Here is a 23430-nt window from a genome sequence, read left to right as displayed (position 1 = left end):
GGTCGGGCTCCCTGGCCTCGGGCAGCAGCACGAACACACCGACGGTGACCTGCACCGCGACCACCTGACCCCGGCCGGGGCCGCGCCACACTCCCTCTGGCGCGGCCCCGCCCGGCTCAGCCGGGACGGCCGGACGGGCCGTCAGCACCAGGCGTGGGCCGGAACCTCAGGCCAGTGCGGAGACGATGTCGGCGATCGAGCGGCGGCGGCCGGTGTAGAAGGGAACCTCCTCGCGGACGTGCAGCCGGGCGCGAGAGGCCCGCAGGTCACGCATCAGGTCGACGATCCGGTGCAGTTCGTCGGCCTCGAAGGCGAGCATCCACTCGTAGTCGCCGAGCGCGAAGGAGGCGACCGTGTTGGCCCGTACGTCCGGGTAGCCACGGGCCATCTTGCCGTGCTCGGCGAGCAGTTCCCGACGCTCGGCGTCGGGCAGCAGGTACCAGTCGTACGAGCGGACGAACGGGTAGACGCAGAGGTAGGCGCGGGCCTCCTCGCCGGCCAGGAACGCCGGGATGTGGCTCTTGTTGAACTCGGCCGGCCGGTGCAACGCCATCTGCGACCAGACCGGAGTCATCGCCCGGCCCAGGGCGGTCCGCCGCAACCGCAGGTACGCGTCCTGGAGCGCGTCGCTGGACGAGGAGTGCCACCAGACCATCAGATCGGCGTCGGCGCGCAGCCCGGACACGTCGTAGGTGCCGCGTACCACCACGTCCTTGCCGGCCAACTCCTCGATCAGCGACTCGACCTCGCCTGTGACGTTGTCGCGCAGCGACGGCAGCGGCGCGCTGGCCCGGAACACCGACCACATGGTGTAGCGGATGGTGTCGTTGAGTTCCTTCAGTCGGGCCGCGTTGCTCTGCTCGGTCATCTCCCCGATCCTTCCAGTGCCGTGATGATCTCCTCAGCCGCCGTCTCACCGGAGCGGACGCAGACCGGGATGCCGACCCCGTCGTAGCCGGCGCCGGCCAGCCGCAGCGTCGGATGTGCCGCCCGCAGCGCCGACCGGGCGGCGACGACCCGGTCGAGATGACCGGGGGTGTACTGCGGCAGCGCGCCGCCCCAGCGCTGCACGTGCCCGTCGACCGGGGCGGGCAGCGGCGCGCCCAGCACCGCCGACAGTTCCCGGTGCACGGTGGCGGCGAGGTCCTCGTCGGTACGCTGGAGTTGCTCCTCGTCGCCGTACCGGCCCACCGAGGCGCGTACCAGGGCCAGCCCGTCCGACCGGCGCAGGTGCCCCCACTTGGTGGTGAAGAAGGTGGACGCCTTGACCAGCAGCCCTTCGGTGGAGGGCACCAGGAAACCGGAGAGTTCCGGCAGCACCGGTGCGGGCAGCGCAAGGGTGACGAGCGCGACGCTGGCGTAGTCCAGCCCGCCGATCTCCTTCGCCGCTTCCGGGGCGACGTCGGCGAGCAGGCGCGCCGCCGGCCGGGCCGGCACCGCCAGCACCACCGCATCCACGTCGACGTGCTCAGGGTCGCGGGTCGGACCGACGGTCAGCCGCCAGCCGGCGCCGGTCGGGGTGAGTTCGCGCACCGCCGCGTGGCGGCGGATCGTCGCGCCGCTGGCCGCCACCGCCGCGTCGACAAGGGTGCTCAGCCCTGCGTCAAGGGTGCCGAAGACCGGGTCGCCGGGGGCGCGTGGGGTGGCGGCCTGCGCCGCACGCACGGCGGCGAGCAGCGTGTGTTCCATCCGGGCGGCCCGGGCCAGCGCCGGCATGGTGGTGACCAGGGAGAGGTCGTCGGCGCGGCCCGCGTACACCCCGCCGAGCATCGGGTCGACCAGCCGGTCGACCACCTCGTCACCGAACCTCGTCCGGACCAGCGCGCCCACGGAGACGTCCTGGTCGGTGCCGAGCAGCGGCCCACCGCCGTCGCGGTCGGCCTCCGGGGTCGGCCGCGCCACCGCCGCCACCTTCTCCAGATCACCGGGTACGCCGACAAGCGTGCCGCCGGGGATCGGGCGTAGCCCACCGTCGACGGCCAGCGCCGCCTGCCCGACGGTCGGGTGCACGATCCGTCCCGCCAGGCCGAGCCGGCGGACCAGGGCGACGGCTGCGGATTCCCCGCCGGCCGGGTCGCGCATCAGGAACGACTCGGCGCCGAACTCGACCGGCCCGCCGGCCAGCTCGCCGGTGCGCAGCTTGCCGCCGAGCGCGCCGGACTGCTCGTACACGGTGATGTCGACCTCGGCGGGAGCCCGGTCGCGTAACCGGACCGCGGCGGCCAGGCCGGCGATGCCGCCGCCGACCACCGCCACCCGCCGCCGCGTCGCCATGACGGTCAGCCCCGGTCGACCGGTCGAGCGGACAGCTCGTGTACCAGGGCGACCACCCGGGTCAGCACCTCCGGGTCGGTCTCCGGCAGCACACCGTGGCCGAGGTTGAACACGTGCCCGGGCGCGGCCCGGCCCTGCTCCAGGATTCGGCGCACCTCGGTCTCCACCACCGGCCACGGGGCCAGCAGCAGCGTCGGGTCGAGGTTGCCCTGTACGGCCCGCTCCGGTCCGATCCGGCGGGTCGCGACGTCCAGCGGCGTACGCCAGTCGACCCCGACCACGTCGGCGCCGGCCTCGCCCATCGCGCCGAGGAGTTCGGCGGTGCCCACCCCGAAGTGGATGCGGGGCACCCCGGCGTCGGCGAGCCCGGCGAGCACCTTCGTCGAGTGGGGCAGCACGAACCGGCGGTAGTCGGCCTCGGAGAGCGCGCCGGCCCACGAGTCGAACAGCTGCACCGCCGACACGCCGGCCTCGATCTGCACCCGCAGGAACGCCAGGGTCACCTCGGCGAGCCGACCGGCGAGGGCGTGCCACAGCTCGGGTTCGCCGTACATCAGCGCCTTGGTCTTGGCGTGGGTACGCGACGGGCCGCCCTCCACCAGGTAGCTGGCCAGCGTGAACGGGGCCCCGGCGAAGCCGATCAGCGGAGTGTCGCCCAGTTCCTTGACAAGCATCCGGACCGCCTCGTCGACATAGCCGACGTCGTCGCGGTCGATCAGCCGGATCCGCTCGACGTCGGCGGCGGTACGCACCGGTTCGGCCACCACCGGCCCGGTGCCGGGCACGATGTCCAGGTCGACCCCGGCGGCGGCCACCGGCACCACGATGTCGCTGAACAGGATCGCCGCGTCCACCCCGTGCCGGCGTACCGGCTGAAGGGTGATCTCGGTGACCAGATCGGGCCGGCGGCACGATTCCAGCATCGCCACGTTGGCCCGGATCTCGCGGTACTCCGGCAGCGACCGGCCCGCCTGGCGCATGAACCAGACCGGGGTGTGCGGGACCGGCCGACGGCGGCACGCCCGCACGAAGGGCGAATCGGCGGGCCCGCCGGGGCGGGGTTCGTCGTCTCGGGCGGCGGTGCCCGTGGTGTCGGTGGTCATCGCGGCCATCGTCCCACGCGGTCTATCGACGTCCTGCGCCCACCGCCACCTTTGTGACGTAGGCAGGTTGCGGGTACTCGCCGAGTCTGGTCGCCCTCACGGCGGGCTCATCACGGCCGGCGAGGTCTGCGTCAGTGGAGCCCTGGGTGATCGTCGGCGCGCCTCGCAGCCCCGACCCGGGCGGCGGAATAGGCTGCGGACATGGGCCCCCCGATCGCGCTTCCCGACACGTTCGCCCGCGCGGTCGCGGGGCTCCGGTCGGCGACGCCCCGGCCGGAGATCCTGCTGGAGGAGGTGGGGGCACCGCAGCGACTGGCCCCCTACTCCTTCGCGCTCTCCGCGTCGGTGCTGCGCGACGGTGACGAGGTGGCCTCCGGGCGGCTGATCCTGCTGCACGATCCGGCCGGGCACGAGGCGTGGCAGGGCACGCTGCGGCTGGTCACCTATGTGACCGCCGAGTTGGAGGTCGATCTCGCCGCCGATCCGCTGCTGCCCGGGGTGGGGTGGACCTGGCTCACCGACGCCCTCGACGCCCAGGACGCGGGGTACCGGGCCATCGGCGGGACGATCACGCAGACGATGTCGACCCGGTTCGGCGAGCTGGCCGGCCCGCCCGCGGCCGGCGACGTGGAGATCCGCGCCTCCTGGACACCGACCGGCGTCGACCTCACCGCGCACCTGTACGCCTGGTGCACGCTGCTCGCCTCCACCGCCGGCCTGCCGCCGCCCGGCGTCACCGCCCTGCCGGAGCGCCGCCCCGCCGCCACCGGCTGAGCCCGCCCGAACCACTCCGCCGACACGCGGCGGGGCGGGTGGCGGCACTCGATCCACTCGCGCACTAGGGTTGTCAGGTGACCGACGAACCACCCCTGCACCGTCGGGCCGCCGCAAGCCGTACGGGAAACGACACGCAGCACCCGCCATCGGCGCGGTCGGAGCCCTCGGACGTGGGGTCCGAGCCCACCGGCGGCCAGTCCGTGCCGCTGACCGCACCCCGCGAGGGCACCCCCGCGCCCGTCGCCGCCCCGGAGCAGCTCGCCGAGGTCGTGGCGCGGTTCGCCAACGGTGCCGGGCCGGTGGCCCTGGACGCCGAACGTGCCTCCGGCTACCGGTACAGCCAACGCGCGTATCTCGTACAGCTGCGTCGCGCCGGTGCCGGCACCGTACTGATCGACCCGCTGCCGCTGCCCGACCTGAGCGCCCTGGACGCCGTGATCGCCGAGACGGAGTGGGTGCTGCACGCGGCGAACCAGGATCTGCCGTGCCTCGCCGAGCTGGGGCTGCGGCCCCGCCGGTTGTTCGACACCGAGCTGGCGGCGCGGCTGGCCGGCTTCGAGCGGGTGGGGCTCGCGGCACTCACCGAGCAGGTGCTCGGGTTCAGCCTGGAGAAGCACCACTCCGCGGCGGACTGGTCGAGCCGGCCGCTGCCCGAGTCCTGGCTGACCTACGCCGCCCTGGACGTCGAACTGCTGACCGACCTGCGCGACGCGCTCGACGCGGAGCTGGCCCGGCAGGGGAAATCCGAATGGGCGGCGGAGGAGTTCGCGGCGCTCGTGCTGAACGGCGCCCGACCGCCCCGGGTACGCGCCGAACCATGGCGACGGACGTCCGGGATCCACCGGGTCCGCGGCGCGCGGGCACAGGCCCGGGTCCGCTCCCTGTGGTACGCCCGGGACCAGATCGCCGCCCGGCGGGACACGGCACCGGGTCGGGTGCTGCCCGACTCGGCCATCGTCGCGGCGGCGGAGCTGGACCCGAGGGACGAGAAGGCACTGCTCACGCTGCCCGGCTTCGGCGGTCGCTCGGTGCGGCGGTTGGCGCGTACCTGGCTGGCGGCGCTCGACGACGCGCGGCAGTTGCCGGACGACGCCCTGCCGGTAGCGCCGACGGTGGAGGGCCCGCCCCCACCGCACCGGTGGGCGGAACGGGACCCGGCTGCCGCCGCCCGCCTGGCCCGCTGCCGGGAGGTGGTGTTGCGGGTGGCCGGCGAGCACAACCTGCCCGCGGAGAACCTGATCTCCCCCGACACCATCCGCCGGATCGCCTGGGAACCCCCCGACGAGATCACCGAAGCCACCGTCGCCGAGGCCCTGCGCGCCCACCACGCCCGCGAATGGCAGATCACCCTCCTCCTCCCCCACCTCCCCACCGCCCTAACCCCCACCCCCTAACCACCCCACCCACCCCACCCCCCGCCCGCCTCTGCTCGATGATCAAGAAGTTTTGGTCGGCGACAGGCCGTGCAGCCGACGCAAACCTCTTGATCACCGCAGGGGTGGGGTGGGTGTGGGGTGGGTTACAGGGGGGAGGTGGGGTGCGGGGTTATTACTGGCGAGTAGCATCGGGGAAACGCCAGTGCTGGCGACCTTTGTCCGGTCCGCCGCGTCGGCTGCGACGCGAACGACCGGATCGTGGTCGAATAGGAGGCTCATCGTGCCCCGTGAAGTCCGGGATGTCGTCTTCGTCGACGGCGTCCGCACCCCCTTCGGCAAGGCGGGTGGCATGTACGCCAACACCCGCGCCGACGACCTGGTGATCCGCTGCATCCGCGAACTGCTGCGCCGTAACCCGCAACTGCCGCCGGAGCGGGTCGAGGAGGTCGCGATCGCCGCCACCACCCAGATCGGCGACCAGGGCCTGACCATCGGTCGCACCGCCGCGCTGCTGGCGGGGCTGCCCAAGACCGTTCCGGGTTTCGCCATCGACCGGATGTGCGCCGGGGCGATGACCGCCGTCACCACCGTCGCCGGCGGCATCGCCATGGGCGCCTACGACATCGCGATCGCCGGTGGCGTCGAGCACATGGGCCGCCACCCGATGGGTGAGGGCGTCGACCCGAACCCACGCATCATCGCCGAGAAGCTTGTCGACCCGTCTGCGCTGGTGATGGGCTCCACCGCGGAGAACCTGCACGATCGGGTACCGCACATCACCAAGCAGCGCACCGACGCGTTCGCCCTCGCCTCCCAGCAGAAGACCGCGAAGGCGTACGCCAACGGCAAGCTCCAGGACGACCTGGTCCCGGTGGCGATCCGCGACGAGGAGAACGGCTGGGGCCTGGCCACGGTGGACGAGGCTCCCCGGGACACCTCGATGGAGAAGCTCGCCACCCTCAAGACCCCGTTCCGCCCGCACGGCAAGGTAACCGCGGGCAACGCCGCCGGTCTCAACGACGGCGCCACCGCCAGCCTGCTCGCCGACGAGGCCACCGCCCGCGAGCTGGGCCTGCCGGTCGCGATGCGGCTGGTGTCGTACGGCTTCGTCGGCGTCGAGCCGGAGGTGATGGGCGTCGGCCCGATCCCGTCGACCGAGAAGGCGCTGCGGATCGCCGGCCTCACCATCGACGACATCGGCCTGTTCGAGCTGAACGAGGCGTTCGCCGTGCAGGTGCTGGCCTTCCTCGACCACTTCGGCATCGCCGACGACGATCCGCGGGTCAACCCGTGGGGCGGCGCGATCGCCATCGGTCACCCGCTCGCCTCCTCCGGCGTACGGCTGATGACCCAGCTCGCCCGGCAGTTCGCCGAGCACCCGGAGGTCCGCTACGGCATCACCGCCATGTGCATCGGCATCGGCATGGGCGGCACGGTCATCTGGGAGAACCCGCACTGGACCGGGTCCGCGCAGGCGGAGGGTGGAGACAAGTGAGCGCGAGGAGTGAGCTTGCGAGCCCCGCAGTCGGGAACGAAGGAGACTCAGTGAGCCTCACCGCACCGAACGAGGTGGTCACCAAGGCCCTGCTGCGGCAGGTGAACGTGCCGGGGCTGGACCGGCCGGCGGCCCTGATCACTCTCGACAACGGATTCGACCACACCAAGCCGAACACCTTCGGCCCGGCCGGTCTGACCAGCCTGGACGAGGCGATCAGCGCCGCGCTCGCGGCCGACCCGGCGTTCATCGCGGTCACCGGAAAGCCGTACATCTTCTGTGTCGGCGCGGACATCACCGGCCTGCCGCAGCTCGCGGACCGCGAGCAGGCGCTGGAGATCGGCCGGCTGGGTCACCGGGTCTTCGCCCGGCTCAAGGACAGCGAGATCCCGACCTTCGCCTTCGTGAACGGTGCCGCCATGGGCGGCGGTCTGGAACTGGCCCTGCACTGCCACTACCGGAGCCTGTCGGCCGGCGCGGCAGCGCTGGCGCTGCCGGAGGTCTCCCTCGGTCTGATCCCGGGCTGGGGCGGTACCCAGTTGCTGCCGAACCTGATCGGCATCCCGGCGGCCACCCAGGTGATCATCCAGAACCCGTTGATGCAGAACAAGATGCTCAAGCCGAAGCAGGCCGCCGAGCTGGGCATCGCCGACGTGTTGCTGGAGCCGGCCGACTTCCTGGAGCGGTCCCTGGAGTGGGCCGCCGGCGTCGTCCGGGGCGAGGTCACCGTGACCCGGCCCGAGGTCGACAAGGACATGTGGGCCGGCGTGCTGTACTTCGCCCGGCAGACGCTGGACCAGCGGTTGCACGGCGCGGTACCGGCCGCGTACAAGGCGCTCGACCTGCTGGAGACGGCGAAGGACGCCGACTTCGCCGCCGGCACCGCCGCCGAGAACGCGGCCCTGGCCGACCTGGTCTTCTCCGAGGAACTGCGCAGCGGGCTGTACGCCTTCGACCTGGTGCAGCGGCGGGCCAAGCGGCCGGCCGGCGCGCCGGACAAGGGACTGGCCCGGCCGGTCACCAAGGTCGGCATCGTCGGCGCCGGCCTGATGGCCAGCCAGTTGGCGCTGCTGTTCGCCCGCCGCCTTCAGGTGCCGGTCGTCCTGACCGACCTGGACCAGGCCCGGGTCGACAAGGGCGTGGCCTATGTGCACACCCAGATCGAGAAGGCCGTCAGCAAGGGCCGGATGGACAAGGGCACCGCCGCGAAGCTGTACGGCCTGGTGTCCGGCTCGCCAAAGGCAGAAGCCTTCGCCGCGTCGGCACCCGGCCATCTCACGTCGTTCGCTGACTGTGACTTCGTCATCGAGGCCGTCTTCGAGGACCTGAACGTCAAGAAGCAGGTCTGGGCCGAGCTGGAGAAGATCGTCAAGCCGGAGGCGGTCCTCGCCACGAACACCTCGTCGTTGTCGATCACGGAGATGGCCGCGGAGCTGGAGCACCCGGAGCGGGTGGTCGGCTTCCACTTCTTCAACCCGGTCGCGGTGCTGCCGCTGCTGGAGATCGTGCGGGGCGAACGGACCGACGACGCCACCCTGGCCACCGCGTTCGCGGTCGGCAAGCAGCTCAAGAAGTCGAGTGTGCTGGTGAAGGACGCCCCGGCGTTCGTGGTCAACCGGCTGCTCACCCGCTTCCTCGGTGCCGTGTTCGCCGCCGTCGACGCCGGCACTCCGCTGGAGGTGGCGAACCGGGCACTGGACCCGCTGGGTCTGCCGATGCGTCCCCTCGCCCTGCTTCAGTTGGTCGGCCCGGCGGTCGCGTACCACGTTGGCGGCACCCTGCACGCCGCGTTCCCGGACCGGTTCGGCGTGAGTGAGAACCTGAAGCGGATCGCCGACTCCGGCCAGCCGATCGTCGTCGACGACGAGATCAACGCTGAGGTGGCGAAGCTGCTGGTCGTCGGCGACCAGCCGCTCACCGACGAGCAGGTACGGCAGAACGCGCTGGACGCGCTGGCGCAGGAGATCCGGCTGATGCTGGACGAGGGCGTCGTCGCCGATGCACAGGACATCGACCTGTGCATGATCCTCGGTGCCGGTTGGCCGTTCCACCTGGGCGGTGTCACGCCGTACCTGGACCGGACCGGCACGAGTGAGCGGGTCACCGGCCGGCGGTTCCTGCCGCGCGGGGCGGCCAGCCTGGCCGACTGAGCGGCCTGACGTCACCATTCGCGGTGGTCACCCGACGAGGGTGGCCACCGCGAATCGCTTTCTCGTGGTGCTGCGGGTGCGGATGAACCGCCTGGCTACGATGACCGGTCCACCCGAACCCAGGAGCTGACCGCATGTCCCATCCCTCGGACGAGCACCAGAACCCACCGGCCGCCGGGCCGTACCCGCCCCCGGGCACGTACCCGAACCCCATCCCCGGTGCGTACCCCCAGCCAGGTCCCGCTCCGTACTCATCGGCCGGCGCCCAGCCGGTGCCGCCGCAGCAACCCGGCCAACTGGCACCCGGCACCTACCCGCCGCCCGGCGCCTACCCACCACCCGGCCAGCCGTACCCCACTGGTCCGGGGCTGCCGGGTCCCGGGCTTGCCGCCTCCGGGCCCGTCGACCCAGGGCAGGCCGGTCCGCCGAAGAAGAAGTTCCGCGTCTGGATGATCGTGCTGATCGTCCTCGCGGTCCTGCTGGTGCTCTGCGGCGGTGGCGGCACCGCCATCTGGTTCGCGGTCAAGGATGACGTCAGCGAGGCCGTGGACGCTTCCCGGACCCGGATGGTCGCCCCGGCCACCGTGGCCGGCCGCCCCAAGCTCACCGAGCCGGAGCTGCAGCAGGCGGCCGACGAGATGCTCAGCGAGATCAGGTCCACGGTGAGCAATGAGACAAGCGCCGTCGCCGCGTTCTACGGCAGCCCGACCGGCGAGAACCTCGTCATGATCGCGGGTGCGTCCGGTCTGATGTCCGACCCGAAGCAGGAACTCGACGCGGCTGTCCAGAGCCTCACCGCCGGCATCGCGCTCCGCAACATGACCTCGATCGACGCGGGTCCGCTCGGTGGGGAGGCCAGTTGCGGCGACGGCCAGACGGAGGGCGTGCCGCTCGGCGTCTGCGCCTGGGCCGACCGGGGCAGCGTCGGGTTGATCGTGCTGTTCTTCTCGTCCCGCGCCGACGCCCAGGCCGAGTTCGTGACCATTCGCGGTCAGATCCAGCAACGCGATTGATCACGACCGACCACAGTGCAGCGGACACGAGCGCGTCATGAGGTGGCTGCGTCGTAGTCGTCCCGGTGGGCGAGGACCTCGCTCATGTGTGCCTGGGCCCAGTACCTGATCTCGCGTGTCATGCGGTGGAGCGAGAGACCGAGGTCGGTCAGCTCGTAGGAAACGGTGACCGGGACGGTGGGCGTCACCGTTCGGGTGAGCAGCCCGTCACGCTCCAGCGAACGCAGGGTCTGGGTCAGCATCTTCTGACTGACCCCGGTCAGCAGGCGGGCGAGCTCGGAGTAACGCATCGCTCTCGGCGCACCCGGACCCTGCGGAGCCGCGTCACCGCCCAACGCGCACAGGATCAGCACGACCCACTTGTCCGAGATCCGGTCGAGCAGCTGGCGGCTGGGGCAGGCTGCGAGGAACGCGTTGTAGTCCGCTTTGGCCTGCGCCTGGCGCTGAGCCGCCCTCATCGTGGTCATTGCTGTCCTCTCGCTGGTGGGGCGTTACGCACTCTGAAGTGCCTACTTCCCGATGGGAAGTTGCTCTCCAAGGATGATGCAGGCAAGCAAGACATGCCACCGTCTCCAGCGAGGAAGCGACACGATGAGCACCTGCACTACTTGCCTTTCCGGCGGCACCTGGATGCTTGGCGACCGGGCCGTCACCCGATTCGGGTACGGGGCCATGCAACTCGCCGGCCCGTGGGTGATGGGGCCGCCCGCCGACCGCGAGGGCGCTTTGGCCGTGCTCCGCGAAGCGGTCGACCGGGGAATCACCCACATCGACACGAGCGACGCCTACGGGCCGCGTGTCACCAACGAGCTGATCCGCGAAGCACTGCATCCCTATCCGGAATCACTTGTCATCGCCACCAAGGTGGGGGCGAACCGCGACGCACAGGGCGGCTGGCCGACGGCCCGCCGACCCGAGGATCTGCGCAGGCAGGTCCACGAGAACCTGCGCTCCCTCGGGGTCGAGACCCTCGATCTGGTCAACATGCGCATGGGTGACGCCGAAGGCCCCCAGCCCGGCTCGGTCACCGAGGCGTTCGAGACGCTCGCCGCGCTCCAGCAGGAGGGCCTGATCCGTCACCTCGGCGTCAGCAACGTCACCGCAGAGCAGGTCGCCGAGGCGCGGGCCGTCGCCCCGGTGGTGTGCGTGCAGAACATGTACAACCTCGCCCACCGCCACGACGACGATCTCATCGAGCAGCTCGCCGCCGACAGCATCGCCTACGTGCCGTTCTTCCCTCTCGGTGGCTTCTCGCCGGTGCAGTCCGAGGCGCTCTCGGCCGTCGCCGCCCGACTGGGCTCGACACCGATGTCCGTCGCCCTCGCCTGGCTGTTGCAGCGCTCACCGAACATCCTGCTGATTGCCGGTACGTCGAAGGTGGCACACCTGCGCGAGAACATCGTCGGCGCAGGGCTCTCGTTGTCCGCCGAGGACATCGCCGCGTTGGACGGCATCGGCCGCTGATCGGTAAGCAGGACTGACATCGGAGCGGCGGCACCCCGCCGCTCCGATGTCACGGCCTCGCGCCGCTCAGCCGTCCGTCACAGTTCCCTCCGCCGCCTGCCGGGCCGCCGCCTTCTCGACGGCGCTACGCAGTACGCAGAACTCGTTGCCCTCCGGGTCGGCGAGCACCACCCAACCAGCGCCATCCGGCCGGATGTGGTCGGCGACGTGCCGGGCTCCGATGCCGAGCAACCGCTCGACCTCCTCGTCCCGGGTCCGGTCGGTCGGTTCCAGGTCGAGGTGCAGCCGGTTCTTCACCGTCTTGCCCTCCGGCACCGCCAGGAAGAGCACCTCCGGACCGCCCGGCGGCAGCAGCATGGCCTCCGGGTCGCCCGGGAAGTCGTCCGGCTGGCGCGGGCACTCGAAAACCTGGGCCCAGAAACCGGCCAGGGCGTACGTGTCGTGACAGTCGATTCCGATGTTGTGGATCCGTGCGCTCATGTCTCGTCCTCGTGGTCTTCGCCACCGGCGTCGCAACCCTGTCGGCTACCGGCCGACGAACCGCCGGAACCGACGAGCCTGCGAGGCACGACACGGCACGGCGGGAGTCGGAGGCGGCCCTGGGGACACGGACGTCGGGGCGGTCAGAACTGGCGTGTCTGGTCCGCTGAGTTGCGGGACAGCGATCCCGCTACCGGTGCCCCGCGAGGATGAGCGGTCAGCCGGCAAGGCGGGGTGCGGACAGCATCATGGTGAACATCAACGCACCCCCCTCCTTGATCGGGCTGACCCAGGGATCTTCGCACCGCCACGCCTCAGGGAGCAACTCGCACCCCGGGCACCCGCACGACCCCTCTGCCGATTCGGTGAGCCCGGACATTACCTTCCGTGTCTCTCACGCCCGCCCCATGCGGTGGTGCTCCCATCCTTTGCTCTGCTTCAACCGACGCAACGATCACGCTCCGTGTTCGAAGTCGGCCGATGGCTGAATCTCGGCACCGCATTACCGCAGCTCAGACACGAGTGCGTGGGTTGAAGCAGAGCAAAGGGTACGGAGTGGCACTGCGGACCCCGAGAGGACGGTCACCCAGCGTGATAAACACGGAGAGTCAGACCTGATGGGCTACGGTACGTCCATCTCCTGCACGGGTTGGGGTGCCGATGTCAGCGGGCGGCTTCCGCTGCCGGCAGGCTGACCGTCACCTCCAGGCCGCCGCCGGGCTGCGCGACGGCGGTCACCGTGCCACCGTGCGCGTCGCAGACCGCGCGCACGATGGACAGGCCGAGGCCTGAGCCGCGAGCCCCGGTGCGCTCCCGGCCGCCCCGGCGAAAGGGCTCGAACAGCCCCGGCACGTCGGCCTGGTCCACCTCGAAGCCGGTGTTACCCACCACCAGCCAGGATCGCTGCCCGTCCGAGCCGGTCCGCACCCAGAGCCGACCGTGTAGGTGGTTGTAGCGGACCGCGTTCTCGATCAGGTTGCCGGCCAGCCGGTCCAACAGCCCGGGATCACCCACCACCGGTGCCGGCTCCAGCGACGTCTGGACCGCCAGCTTGATCCGCTCCACCTCCCGGCGTACGGCGGAGAGCGCGTTGACGGTGCCGGCGGCCAGGTCGAACTCGCTGCGCCGGCCGAGCCGCCGACCGGTCTGCGCCTCGCTGCGTGCCAGCACCAGTAACGCGTCGACCAGCCCGTTGGCGCGTTCGGAAGCGTCGCGTACCACGGTCGCCATCCGGCGGTACTCGGCCGTATCCGCCTCGTCGTCGCTGAGCGTCACGTCGATTTCGGTACGCATCACCGCCAGTGGCGTACGCAGTTCGTGCGAGGCGTTGGCCACGAACCGCTTCTGTGCCTCGAACGCGGCGGCGATCCGGTCCAGCATGGCGTCGAACGTGTCGGCCAGCTCCGCCACCTCGTCGTCCGCCCCGGAGTAGCCGATGCGCTGGTCGAGCGTCGTCTCGCCGAGCCGGCGCGCGGTCGCGGTCACCTGATGCAGTGGACGCAACGCGCGACCGGCGACCGCGTACGCCCCGACGACGCCGACCACGCCGATCGCCAGCAGTGCGGCCAACCCCTTGGCCAGCAGTTCCCCGGAGGCCGAGTCGACGAGCCGCTGTTGCCATGCGGCGGCCTCCAGCGTGCTCCCGTCAGCGAGCGCCACGGTGGTGCCGGGCAGCAGCTCGTCGGTGGGGCGCAACGCGTCCTGCACCAGCAGCCAGGCCAGCAGCACCAGGATCGCGCCGGCACCGACCAGTAACACGCCGTTGAGCAGGGTCAGCCGCAGCCGCAGCGTGGGACGTAGCCGCAGGGCGGGCCGCCGTAGCGCGGGCAGCCGGCGGCCCGCGGTGCCCGTCACTGCACCACCTCGGCCGTCCGGTAGCCGGCGCCGACCACGGTCTCGATCAGCGGTGGGTCACCGAGCTTGCGACGCAGCGTCATCACGGTGACCCGGACGATTGTGGTGAAGGGGTCGGTGTTGGCGTCCCAGACACGTTCCAGCAGTTCCTCGCTGGAGACCACGGCACCCCGGGCCTTTAGCAGCTCGCAGAGCACACCGAACTCCTTGTTGGTCAGCTCCACCGGCACCCCGCCGCGGGTGGCGGTACGGCGTGCCGGGTCGACCACCAGGTCGGCGACCTCCAGCACCGGCGGGGCCGCCGGGGTGGCCCGTCGGCCCAATGCCTGCACCCGGGCGACCAGTTCGTCGAAGGCGAACGGCTTGGGCAGGTAGTCGTCGGCACCGAGCTGCAACCCCTCGACCCGGTCGGCGACCGTGCCGCTGGCGGTCAGCATCAGCACCCGGGTCAGTTCGCCGGACGCGGCCAGCTCCGCGCAGATCTGGTCACCGTGCCGGCCGGGCAGGTCACGGTCGAGCACCACCACGTCGTACCGGGTCACGAAGGCCATCTCGTGGCCGCTGTCGCCGTCGTACGCGACGTCCACCGCCATGCCCCGTTTGCGCAGCCCCCGCGCTATCGCGTCGGCGAGGTTACGCTCGTCCTCGACCACCAGTACCCGCATGCCCGCCCCTTTTCCGCCCGCCGACCACCGACAACGTAACGCCGCCGACCAAGCCGGCCGTAACGGGAGCCGAGCGGGCCGCCGGTGGATCACGCGGACCGACCGCCGGCACGGGCAGGGCGCCGGGTCAGTCGGGCAGTTGCCAGATGCCGTAGCCACCGTCGTGAAGGCGGCAGCCGACGAGGTCGTACCGGCTCTGGCAGTCGCCGCCGGCGTCCGGCAGCACATCGAGCCGGCGGGCCGGTGCCCCCGTGGGGTCGAGCCGGGCCAGCACCAGCCCCACCTCGGTCACCGGACGTACCGCGAACACCTGCGGCGCGTACTCGTAGCGGGCGACCATGTTCCACGAACCGTGCTCGGTAAGCGTCGCACCGGTGCCCAGGGCCATCGTCACGATCTCGTTGGTGTTCCGGGCCACCGCGAGCACGTTGCGATCGTCGACCAGCACGATGTCGAGGATCTCCTCGCTGCCCCAGCGCACCGCCCCGGTGGCTGGGTCGAGGACCTGCAACCCGCCGCCGGCCAGCCCCGCGCAGAGCAGTGGCCCGCAGCCGGTGACGTACGTCGCCGTCGGCACGGTCACCTGCCAGCGCTGGGCCAGATCGTCGACGGTGAGCGCGGTGATGGTGTTGGAGTTGCGTACCACCGTCACCAGATCGCCGGTCACCCACGCCTGCTGGTAGCTGCTCGAATGGTCGGCGGGCGGGGGAAGGCGGTGCCGCACCGTCCCGGTCATCGGGTCGATCACCTGGACCTCGCCGTCGACCGTGGCCACCACGATGCTGTCGAGCGTCCCGTCGTCCCGCTGCCAGTGGTCGACGCTGGCCGCCGACAAGGTCATGGACCACAGCTCACGGGCGGTCGCGAGATCGATCATCCGTAGCACGTTCGGCGCGCTGTCGCTGAACGTGCGCAGCAGCGCCCGGTCGGGCATCTCCAGGATGGCGATACCGGGCACCCGCCAGCGCTCCTGGCCGGTGTGCGCGTCGAGTCGCACGGTCTCGCTGGTGCCGGTGTCCTGCCGAGCCATGGCGACCAGGAGCCCGGCGTCGGCGACCGGCTGCACCCGGTAGACCCGGTTGCCCAGTGGAACGGGTACCCGCCACAGCGGTGTCAGCCGCTGCGGTGCGACGGTGCGACGGTCGGGCCGCGGATAGGCGAGCAGTTCCTGGCTACCGTCGGTGACCCCGGGCGACGGGGAGACGGTGAAGATCTGATCGGCGGCGATGAACAGGTCGCTACCCAGGGCGGCGGGCACGATCGCGTGGATCCGCCCGGCCGGCGGTGTGCCGCCCGCCAAGGTCAGCAGCGCGAGCAGTGCCACCACGACGACCGCCACCCGGCGGCCACCCGGCCGGGGTCGACGGCGCTGCGCTGGCGGATCGGTCAGCTCGGTCAGCTCACCGAGGTCGATCAACGTCACGCTTGTCCTCCCCTGACACACACCAGACGCGCGGCGGGCGGGCGGGGTTCCGCCTGTACGATGGCCCGTCGTGGCTGTGCCGGTGGTGAATCCCTCGCTGAATCCCGTCTCCGAGACCGTCGAGACGCGATCAACGACAACACGTCCCCGGCGGCGGCCGACCCGCGCCGACGCGCTGGCCATCGGAGCCTACGTGCTGCTCGGCGTCGTCGTCTGCCTGAACTACTGGGCCGACGTGAACAACCGGGTCTCGTCCCACCTGCCCACCGACCACAGTTGGTTCGAGTGGCTCTTCGCGCACGGTGCGTACTCGGTGCAGCACCTGGAGAACCCGCTCTTCACCGCCCGGCAGAACGCGCCGGACGGGGTGAACATGATGGCCAACACCTCGCTGCTCGGGGTGACCCTGCCGCTGGCGCCGCTCACCCTGCTGCTCGGCCCCCAGGTGGTGTACGCGCTATACCTGGGCGGGGCGCTGGCCGCGACGGCGGGCACCTCGTACTGGATGCTGTCACGGCACCTGGTGCGCTCCCGGGCGGCGGCCTTCGTCGGCGGCGCGTTCCTCGGTTTCGCCCCCGGCATCGTGCACCATGCCAACGGCCAGCCCAACTTCGTCTCCAACTTCCTGCTGCCACTTATCGTGGTGCGGGTGTTCCGGCTGGTCGAGCCGGGCCGGTGGCGGCGCAACGGGCTGGTGCTGGGGCTGCTGGTGGCGTACCAGATCTTCATAAACGAGGAGATGCTGCTGCTCACGGCGATGGCCTGCCTGGTCGTCGTGATCGCGTACGCGGCGATGCGTCCGCGCGCGGCGTGGGCCCGGGCGGGCACGTTCGCGGCCGGCCTGGGCCTCGGCGGTGGGGTGGCGCTGCTGTTGACCGCCTACCCGATCTGGTTCCAGTTCAACGGCCCGCAGTCCTACCGGGGGCTCCAGGGCGGGGTGTTCCACAGTTGGGGCGAGGACATCGCCGCCTTCGTCACCTTCCCCCGCGACACAATCGCCGGTGACGAGGCGGTGGAGGCGACAATCGGCATGACCGAACAGAACACCTGGTTCGGCTGGCCGCTGGTGCTGCTGTCAGTGGTTGCCCTGGCCCTGCTGGTCCGCCGCTCGCTGGTGGCCCGGATCCTCGCCGTGCTGGTGCTGCTCTTCTCGGTCGCCGCGCTCGGCCCGGAGATCCGGTTCAACGGCGAACTGACCGGCATCGCCGGCCCGTGGTCGTACATCCCGGCGGATCTGCCGCTTGTCGAGATGATGATGCCGACCCGGCTGACCCTGGTGACCACCGCCGCGCTCGGCGTACTGCTGGCGCTGGCCTGGGACGCGGTGGTCGGCAGCCACCGACCGCCGGTGCCGGCTCCCCGCGCTCCGGAGGCCACGGCCACCGACCGGCGGCGACTCCGCTGGCAGCACGTCGTCGGGTACGCCGCGATCGCCCTCGCCCTACTTCCGCTGCTGCCCCGTCCGCTACCGGCCGAGCCGGTCGACCCGCCGCCGGCCTTCATCACCTCCGGTGCCTGGCAGCCGTACGTGCCGGACGGCCGCACGCTGGTGCCGGTGCCCATCCCCAGCAACGTGCACGGCCTGTCCACGCTGCGGTGGAGCGCGCTGACCGGGCACGAGTTCCCGATCCCGGCGGGCTACTTCATCGGCCCGAACCTCGACGGCGAGGGCGTTTTCGGCGCCCCGAACCGGCCCACCAGCACCCTCATCTACCAGACCATGGACGCGGGTGAACTGCCTGAACTCACCGACGAGAACCGTCGGCAGGCGGTGGAGGACCTGCGCTTCTGGCGGGCGTCGGTGGTGGTGCTCGGCGCGCATCCCCGCGAGCCGGTGCTGCGGGAACTGCTCACCGCGCTGCTCGGCGAGCCGCAGCGCGTCGACGACGTCTGGCTCTGGGACGTACGCGACCGGGTGTGACGCGCCGTCATCCAACGTCGGGAGACTGCGGCTCGGAGACATGGGCGGTCACGATGCGCCAGCCCTCCGGTAGGCGTACCCAGGTCTGGGTCTGCCGACCTGTGGTGGCGCCGTCGGCGTAGCCGAACCGGGTCGTGACGACCGCGAGGTCCGAGCCGAACGCGGTGACGACGGTGTCGACGAGCCGGCGGCCGGGCGGCAGCGGTGGTTGCACGGCCCGCCACTTGCGCTGCTCGTCGAGCCCGTACTGGTGGTCGGCGAGGCCGAAGCGCACCGTGGCCTCGGAGTCCCAGAAGTATCCGCAGATCCGTTCGGCGTCCCCAACCACCAGTGCCTGCTCGTACCCGACGAAGGCCGCCGTCACCTCAGCGACCACGTCGGTCCGGTCGATGTCCATCCGGCGAGAGTCCTTTCTGGGCGGGCGGGACGGCAGGTGGGCGCACCCGGCCGGGCGGCGGCGGGCTGGTGCGGCCGCACCGCCGCCCGGCCGGACGGCGTCAGCTCAGGTGTTCACCGCCGGCTCACGCTTCTCACCACCGGCCGGCTCACCGGTGGCGGCCGGTGCCGTCGCGGCGGGTTCGGCGGCGACCGGGGGCGTCGCGGAGTTGCCAGCGTGCAGGCGGTCCAGTTCGGCCTCCTCCGGCTCGGGCACCCGGGGTGGGTACTTGCCGAGGGCGAAGATCGCGCAGATCACCGCCACGAAGAGGTAGCCGAGCGCCACCTGGCCGTTGGCGTTCCACTGGACCTCCTCGCCGTGGATCAGGCCGATGAAGGCGAGCACCGCGCCCGAGGCGGCGAAGACGGCCGCCTGGACGAAGCGTTTGTCGATGATGAAGGCGACGATCGCGCCGAGCACCAGACCGGCGAGGATGGCACCCTCACCGAGGATCCGCAGGCCGTCGTAGACCACCCCGGCGCCGGCCAGGGCCTCGTCGCCGACCTCGGCGGCGGTGGTGCCGGCCGCCGCCAGGGCGTTGTTCATCTGCCCGGTCGCCCACGCCGCGATGTTGGGTATCAGGGCCGCCACCACCGCCGCGGCGTGCGCCCGGGGCGTCGCCTGGAACGCCTGGGCACCGATCAGCAGCCCGATGTAGAGCAGGATCGGCACGATCGCCGCGGTCGGGAAGATCGCCCCGAGCAGGGAGAACATCCCGAGGAAGCAGAGCAGTGCGATGACGATCCCGGTCGCCATCGAGTAGCCGGTACGCCCACCGGCGGCCTTCCAGCCCGGGTGGCCGACGTAGACCGCAGGTGGGAACGGCGAACCGAGGGCGGAGCCGATGACCGCGCCGGCCCCATCGGCGAGCAGCACACTGCGCAGGTTGTAGTTGTCCCCGGCGGTGGCCGCGCTCTCCACGTTGGTCATCGCCTCGGTGAAGTTGTAGACACCCAGCGGGATCGCGGTCGCCAGCAGCGGGGCCATGTCGGAGAGGCCGCGCAGCAGCAGGTCGAGTTGGAAGGTGGGGAAGGCGAACGCGATGTCCCGGGCCGCCGCGGTGACGTCCGGCACCGACATCGCCCCGCCGAGCCAGCCGATCGCCGTGCCGAGCAGCAGGGCGGCCAGCCCGATCGGGAAGTTGAACGGCAGCTTCACGTCGGTCAGCAGGCCGATCAGCAGCAGCGCCAGGACCGGCAGGGCGATCCAGGCCAGCCGCCACATCTGGCCCGCCGGGTTCATCGAGATGAAGGTGATGGAGATGCCGGCGAGGGTGCCGAGCAGCGCCGCGCGCGGCGTGTAGCGACGGATGTACGGGCCGACGAACGCGCCGATCAGCACGATCACGCCGATGATGAAGGCCCAGGCCAGCCCCGCCTCCCAGGCGCGAACCGCGTCGCCGGTGCTGAGGTAGATGGGCAGCATGATGACGAAGATGACGATGAACATGTGCGGCACGCTCGGCCCGTACGGCAGGGCGGTCACGTCGGAGCGGTTCTCCCGCCGGGCCAGCCGGCGAGCCAGATGCGTGTAGTAGATGTTCCCCGCGACCAGGGCGATACCGAGGGCTGGCAGGATCGTGCCGAACACCTCCCGCTCCGGCAGGTTCACCACGAAGAGGCAGAGCCCGGTCAGGGTGAGTACGTTGACCAGGACGTTGACGCCGAAGCCGAAGAACGCGTTTGTGTCGCCGCGCACCCAGTACGGCAGCGGCACGACGGAGGGTCTGGTGGGGACCATGGCTGCTCCCGGTCAGGAGGAGGGTTGCAACACGGGGGTGGTGGGCAGCACGGCGAGCACGTCCGTCGAGTCGGCGACCCACCCGAAGATGCCGCCCTGGGCGGCGATCATGTCGAGGCCCACCCGGTGGAACTCCGGGAAGTAGGACCCGACGCAGTCGGCGAGCACGAGGCACTCGTACCCACGGTCGTTGGCCTCCCGGACCGTGGTGTGCACGCACACCTCGGTGGTGACCCCGGTGACCAGGAGGCTCTGGATGTTCCGCTCGGCGAGCAGGGTGTCCAGCCCGGTGGCGTGGAAGGCACCCTTGCCCGGCTTGTCGACGACCGGTTCGCCGGGCAGTGGTGCCAGCTCGTCGACGATGTCGTGGCCGTACTCGCCCCGGACGAGGATCCGGCCCTTGGGTCCGGGGTCGCCGATGCGTTTGCTCGGCAGGCCCCGGTTGAGCTTGGCCGGTGGGCAGTCGGAAAGGTCGGGCAGGTGCCCCTCCCGGGTGTGCACGACCGTCAGGCCGGCGGCACGGGCGGCGGCCAGCAGCGCCGTCAGCGGCGCGATGGTCCGCCGCAGCTGGCCGACGTCGTTGCCCAGGCTCTCGCCGAAGCCGCCGGGCTCCAGGAAGTCACGCTGCATGTCGATGACGAGCAGCGCCGTGGTCGCGAGGTCGAAGGTGTACGGGAAGGGTCGCGCTGCGGCAACTGTCAACATGGCTCACCTCACCTGGTCGTGGCGGCGATGACGGCGTCGGAGGTGGCGACGCAGCCGAAGACGCCGCCCTGCATGGTCACCATGTGCAGCGCGGCGTCGTGGTTGTCCTTGTCGGTGGCCCCGGTACAGTCGGCGAGGATCAGACACTCATAGCCCCGGTCGTTCGCCTCGCGCATCGTGGTGTGCACGCAGACGTCGGTGGTGATGCCGGTGAGGATCAGGTGGGTGATGCCCCGGGTGCGCAGCACCAGGTCGAGATTGGTGGCGTAGAAGGCACCCTTGCCGGGTTTGTCGACGATGACCTCGCCGGGCACCGGGGCGACCTCGGGCACGATCTCCCAGCCGGGCTCGCCCTTGACCAGGATCCGCCCGCACGGTCCCGCCCCGCCGATCTCGGCGCCGATCTGCGCCGACCGCCAGCGTTTGTTGGCCGGCAGGTCGGACAGGTCGGGGTCGTGGCCCTCCCGGGTGTGCACGACCAGCATGCCGAGCGACCGGACGTGGTCCAGTAGCCGGGCGGTGGCCGGCAGGCCGGCCCGGGTGAGGCCGATGTCGTAACCCATGGCGTCGACGTAGCCGCCCGGGCCGCAGAAGTCGGTCTGCCAGTCGATGCAGAGCAGTGCGGTACGCGCGGTGTCGGCCGAGCCGTCGTACGGCCACGGGTAGGGGTTCGCCGTTACCGGCCCGATCCTGCCCATCCTCTCCTCCTCCGTTGGTCAACTCCGGTGCGCCGCGGCGCGGCGGTAGGCCCGCCACCCACCGGCGGCGCTGATGTCCTCGGCCCCCGAATCGACGGCGTAGGCCTCGCAGAGGAAGCCGAGCACGTCCCGCCCGTCGTCCAGCCGAACCCAGCCCAGCGACAGCGGGGCCGGCACCCCGGCGAGCAGCTCTCCGACGGCGGTCACCGGCAGCCGCCACAGCTCGACCTCGATCGGGTGTCCGTCCGGGTCGGTGTGGGCGACCCGGACCAGGCCGGGCAGCCCTTCACCGTCGGCTGTCTCCAGGCGGTAGAGCCGGTAGCGCGGGGCGGTACGCGCGGCACCGGCGAGGGTGGCACCCCGTTCGGTCAGCTCCGCGTTGCGGGACTCGCCGGCCAGGTGCCGCCCGACGACGGCGATCAGCACCTGCGCCGGCCCGGGCGTCGAGACGGTGGCCACAGCTTCGGGCGCGGCCCGGGTGGCGGCGGTGAAGGCGGCGGCGAGTTGGGCCAGGGTCGTGTCGCTGAACGCGGGACCGAGCAGGGTCAGGCTCGCCGGCCGGCCCGCTGCGGTGAACCCGTTGGGCACGGTAACCGCCGCCAGGTCGAGCAGGTTTGCGAACTGGGTGTAGCGGCCGAGCATCGTGTTGCGGCCGATCGGGTCCTCGGCGATCTCGTCGAGCGTGAAGGTCGTACCGACGGTGGGCACCACCAGCACGTCGACCTCGCTCCACAGCTGGTCGACCCGGGCCCGCAACTCGCGCAACCGGTGTCGGCCCCGGAAGACGTCGATCGCGTCGTAGCGCCGGCCGGTCTCCAGCACGCTGCGGGTGACCGCCAGGACGGCCTCGGGATGTTCGCGCAGGAAGCCGTCCAGCCCGGCGAGCCGCTCGGCCACCCACGGTCCCTGGTAGAGCAGCTCGCCCGCCTCAAGGAAACTCTGCAACGGCACCGATCCGACCTGGCCCGCCAGACCTCGCAGCGCCTGCACGCCCGCGGCGAACCGGACCGCCTGTCCCGCGTCGCCGAAGAACTCCAGGTCTTCTGTTCGGGGCACGCCGAGTCGTAGCGTGCCCGGCATGCGGGCCACCACCCGCTCCGCCGGCAGCGGACGCCCCCACGGGTCGATCGCCGAGACGCCGCGCGCGGCGTGCAGCACGTCCACCGCGTCCGCGACGTCGGTGGCGAAGACCGAGACGCAGTCGAGCGAACGGCAGGCCGGCACCACGCCGCCGGTGCTGAGCAGGCCCCGGGTGGGTTTGAGGCCGACGATACCGTTCAGCGCCGCCGGCACCCGGCCGGAGCCGGCGGTGTCCGTACCCAGGGCGAAGCTGACCTGGCCGGCGGCGACCGCGACGGCCGAGCCGGAGCTGGAACCGCCGGAGATCAGCCCACCGCCGAAGACGCTCTCGCAGCTGCCGTACGGGGACCGCGCCCCGGTCAGGCCGGTGGCGAACTGGTCGAGGTTGGTCTTCCCGACGAGCAGGGCACCGGCGTCGAGCAGCCGGCGCACCACGGGCGGGTCCTCGGCCGCGACGTACCCGAAGTCGGGGCAGCCGGCCGTGGTGATCATGCCGGCGACGTCGATGTTGTCCTTGACCGCGAACGGGATCCCGTACAGCGGCAGGCTCGCGGGGTCGGCGGTGGCGGTCAGCCGCTCGGCACGGGCGCGGAGTTGCCCGGCCGGCACCGTGCTGATCCAGACCGGCCCGCCGTCCGCTCCGGACAGCCCGGACAGGACGTGTTCCGCCAGGTCGGTGGGGGTCAGGCCGCCGTGACGGTACGCCGACCGCAACTCCGAGATCGATCCGATCCGCTCTGGCATACAGTCGATTGTCGACAGTTGTGTTACGACGA

At 71.6% G+C, this 23430-nt stretch carries 20 protein-coding genes; 7 read left to right on the top strand and 13 right to left on the bottom strand.

Features of this window, described 5'->3' with window-relative positions:
- Positions 1–166: 166 nt before the first annotated feature.
- From hemQ to hemE, 3 genes are read right to left on the bottom strand one after another with little or no spacing between them, the layout of a single operon-like run.
- Positions 167–868, bottom strand: a complete 702-nt coding sequence (gene hemQ, locus ACFY2A_RS07035) for a hydrogen peroxide-dependent heme synthase (protein ID WP_363917390.1) — start codon at positions 866–868, stop codon at positions 167–169.
- A complete protein-coding gene (gene hemG, locus ACFY2A_RS07030; RefSeq protein WP_387169466.1) occupies positions 865–2274 on the bottom strand; it encodes a protoporphyrinogen oxidase in 1410 nt (469 codons plus the stop codon). The genes hemQ and hemG overlap by 4 nt, the downstream gene beginning before the upstream one ends.
- A 5-nt stretch (positions 2275–2279) precedes the next feature.
- On the bottom strand, positions 2280–3386 hold the full coding sequence (hemE, locus tag ACFY2A_RS07025; protein WP_387169464.1) for a uroporphyrinogen decarboxylase: 1107 nt from the start codon (positions 3384–3386) through the stop codon (positions 2280–2282).
- Positions 3387–3578: 192 nt separating this feature from the next.
- On the opposite strand from hemE, the gene ACFY2A_RS07020 reads away from it, so the two are divergent.
- The 5 genes from ACFY2A_RS07020 (at position 3579) to ACFY2A_RS07000 (ending at position 10188) form a co-directional block, all read left to right on the top strand.
- Positions 3579–4151 (top strand): DUF3000 domain-containing protein, encoded by a 573-nt coding sequence (locus ACFY2A_RS07020; RefSeq protein ID WP_387169462.1) that lies wholly within the window; start codon positions 3579–3581, stop codon positions 4149–4151.
- Between the two features lie 77 nt (positions 4152–4228).
- Positions 4229–5548: a ribonuclease D gene (locus tag ACFY2A_RS07015; protein ID WP_387169460.1), complete on the top strand. Its 1320-nt coding sequence runs from the start codon at positions 4229–4231 to the stop codon at positions 5546–5548.
- Positions 5549–5810: 262 nt separating this feature from the next.
- A complete protein-coding gene (locus ACFY2A_RS07010) occupies positions 5811–7025 on the top strand; it encodes an acetyl-CoA C-acyltransferase (RefSeq protein ID WP_363917380.1) in 1215 nt (404 codons plus the stop codon).
- A 50-nt stretch (positions 7026–7075) separates the two neighbouring features.
- Positions 7076–9175 (top strand): 3-hydroxyacyl-CoA dehydrogenase NAD-binding domain-containing protein, encoded by a 2100-nt coding sequence (locus ACFY2A_RS07005; RefSeq protein ID WP_387169458.1) that lies wholly within the window; start codon positions 7076–7078, stop codon positions 9173–9175.
- Positions 9176–9309: 134 nt separating this feature from the next.
- A complete protein-coding gene (locus ACFY2A_RS07000) occupies positions 9310–10188 on the top strand; it encodes a hypothetical protein (RefSeq protein WP_387169455.1) in 879 nt (292 codons plus the stop codon).
- A gap of 35 nt (positions 10189–10223) precedes the next feature.
- Here ACFY2A_RS07000 and ACFY2A_RS06995 read toward each other — a convergent pair whose 3' ends face one another.
- Positions 10224–10655 carry a helix-turn-helix domain-containing protein gene (locus tag ACFY2A_RS06995; protein ID WP_363917374.1) on the bottom strand — a complete coding sequence of 144 codons (432 nt, stop codon included), beginning with the start codon at positions 10653–10655 and terminating at the stop codon, positions 10224–10226.
- A gap of 124 nt (positions 10656–10779) precedes the next feature.
- Here ACFY2A_RS06995 and ACFY2A_RS06990 point away from each other — a divergent pair, with 124 nt between their 5' ends.
- The gene (locus tag ACFY2A_RS06990; protein ID WP_387169452.1) at positions 10780–11652 is read left to right on the top strand and encodes an aldo/keto reductase family oxidoreductase; all 873 of its coding nucleotides are present in this window, start codon (positions 10780–10782) and stop codon (positions 11650–11652) included.
- 66 nt (positions 11653–11718) lie between these two features.
- Here the strand turns inward: ACFY2A_RS06990 and ACFY2A_RS06985 are convergent, their stop codons facing one another.
- The 4 genes from ACFY2A_RS06985 to ACFY2A_RS06970 all read right to left on the bottom strand — a co-directional run bounded on the left by ACFY2A_RS06985 (position 11719) and on the right by ACFY2A_RS06970 (position 16074).
- Entirely contained in the window at positions 11719–12132 is a 414-nt protein-coding gene (locus ACFY2A_RS06985) for a VOC family protein (protein ID WP_387169449.1), read from the bottom strand.
- Between the two features lie 663 nt (positions 12133–12795).
- The gene (locus tag ACFY2A_RS06980) at positions 12796–13986 is read right to left on the bottom strand and encodes a sensor histidine kinase (protein ID WP_387169445.1); all 1191 of its coding nucleotides are present in this window, start codon (positions 13984–13986) and stop codon (positions 12796–12798) included.
- Positions 13983–14651, bottom strand: a complete 669-nt coding sequence (locus ACFY2A_RS06975) for a response regulator transcription factor (protein ID WP_164445553.1) — start codon at positions 14649–14651, stop codon at positions 13983–13985. Before ACFY2A_RS06975 ends, ACFY2A_RS06980 begins: the two co-directional genes overlap by 4 nt.
- 127 nt (positions 14652–14778) lie before the next feature.
- Positions 14779–16074 carry a PQQ-binding-like beta-propeller repeat protein gene (locus ACFY2A_RS06970; RefSeq protein ID WP_387169441.1) on the bottom strand — a complete coding sequence of 432 codons (1296 nt, stop codon included), beginning with the start codon at positions 16072–16074 and terminating at the stop codon, positions 14779–14781.
- Between the two features lie 76 nt (positions 16075–16150).
- Between ACFY2A_RS06970 and ACFY2A_RS06965 the strand changes: the two genes are divergently transcribed.
- Positions 16151–17995: a hypothetical protein gene (locus tag ACFY2A_RS06965; protein ID WP_387169509.1), complete on the top strand. Its 1845-nt coding sequence runs from the start codon at positions 16151–16153 to the stop codon at positions 17993–17995.
- Between the two features lie 7 nt (positions 17996–18002).
- On the opposite strand, the gene ACFY2A_RS06960 is transcribed toward ACFY2A_RS06965, so the two are convergent.
- From ACFY2A_RS06960 to atzF, 5 genes are all read right to left on the bottom strand, one after another.
- The gene (locus tag ACFY2A_RS06960) at positions 18003–18392 is read right to left on the bottom strand and encodes an AtzH-like domain-containing protein (protein WP_387169438.1); all 390 of its coding nucleotides are present in this window, start codon (positions 18390–18392) and stop codon (positions 18003–18005) included.
- 105 nt (positions 18393–18497) lie between these two features.
- The gene (locus ACFY2A_RS06955) at positions 18498–20171 is read right to left on the bottom strand and encodes a regulator (protein ID WP_387169435.1); all 1674 of its coding nucleotides are present in this window, start codon (positions 20169–20171) and stop codon (positions 18498–18500) included.
- A gap of 12 nt (positions 20172–20183) precedes the next feature.
- Positions 20184–20876 carry a cysteine hydrolase family protein gene (locus ACFY2A_RS06950; RefSeq protein WP_387169432.1) on the bottom strand — a complete coding sequence of 231 codons (693 nt, stop codon included), beginning with the start codon at positions 20874–20876 and terminating at the stop codon, positions 20184–20186.
- Positions 20877–20884: 8 nt separating this feature from the next.
- Entirely contained in the window at positions 20885–21574 is a 690-nt protein-coding gene (locus ACFY2A_RS06945; protein WP_363917358.1) for an isochorismatase family cysteine hydrolase, read from the bottom strand.
- Positions 21575–21592: 18 nt separating this feature from the next.
- Positions 21593–23398: an allophanate hydrolase gene (atzF, locus tag ACFY2A_RS06940; RefSeq protein WP_387169429.1), complete on the bottom strand. Its 1806-nt coding sequence runs from the start codon at positions 23396–23398 to the stop codon at positions 21593–21595.
- Positions 23399–23430: the final 32 nt, after the last annotated feature.

It is taken from the genome of Micromonospora sp. NPDC000442, assembly GCF_042898635.1.
Taxonomy (GTDB): domain Bacteria; phylum Actinomycetota; class Actinomycetes; order Mycobacteriales; family Micromonosporaceae; genus Micromonospora.
Note: the sequence above shows the minus strand (reverse complement) of the source record. Positions and strands in the feature narration are given on the sequence as shown.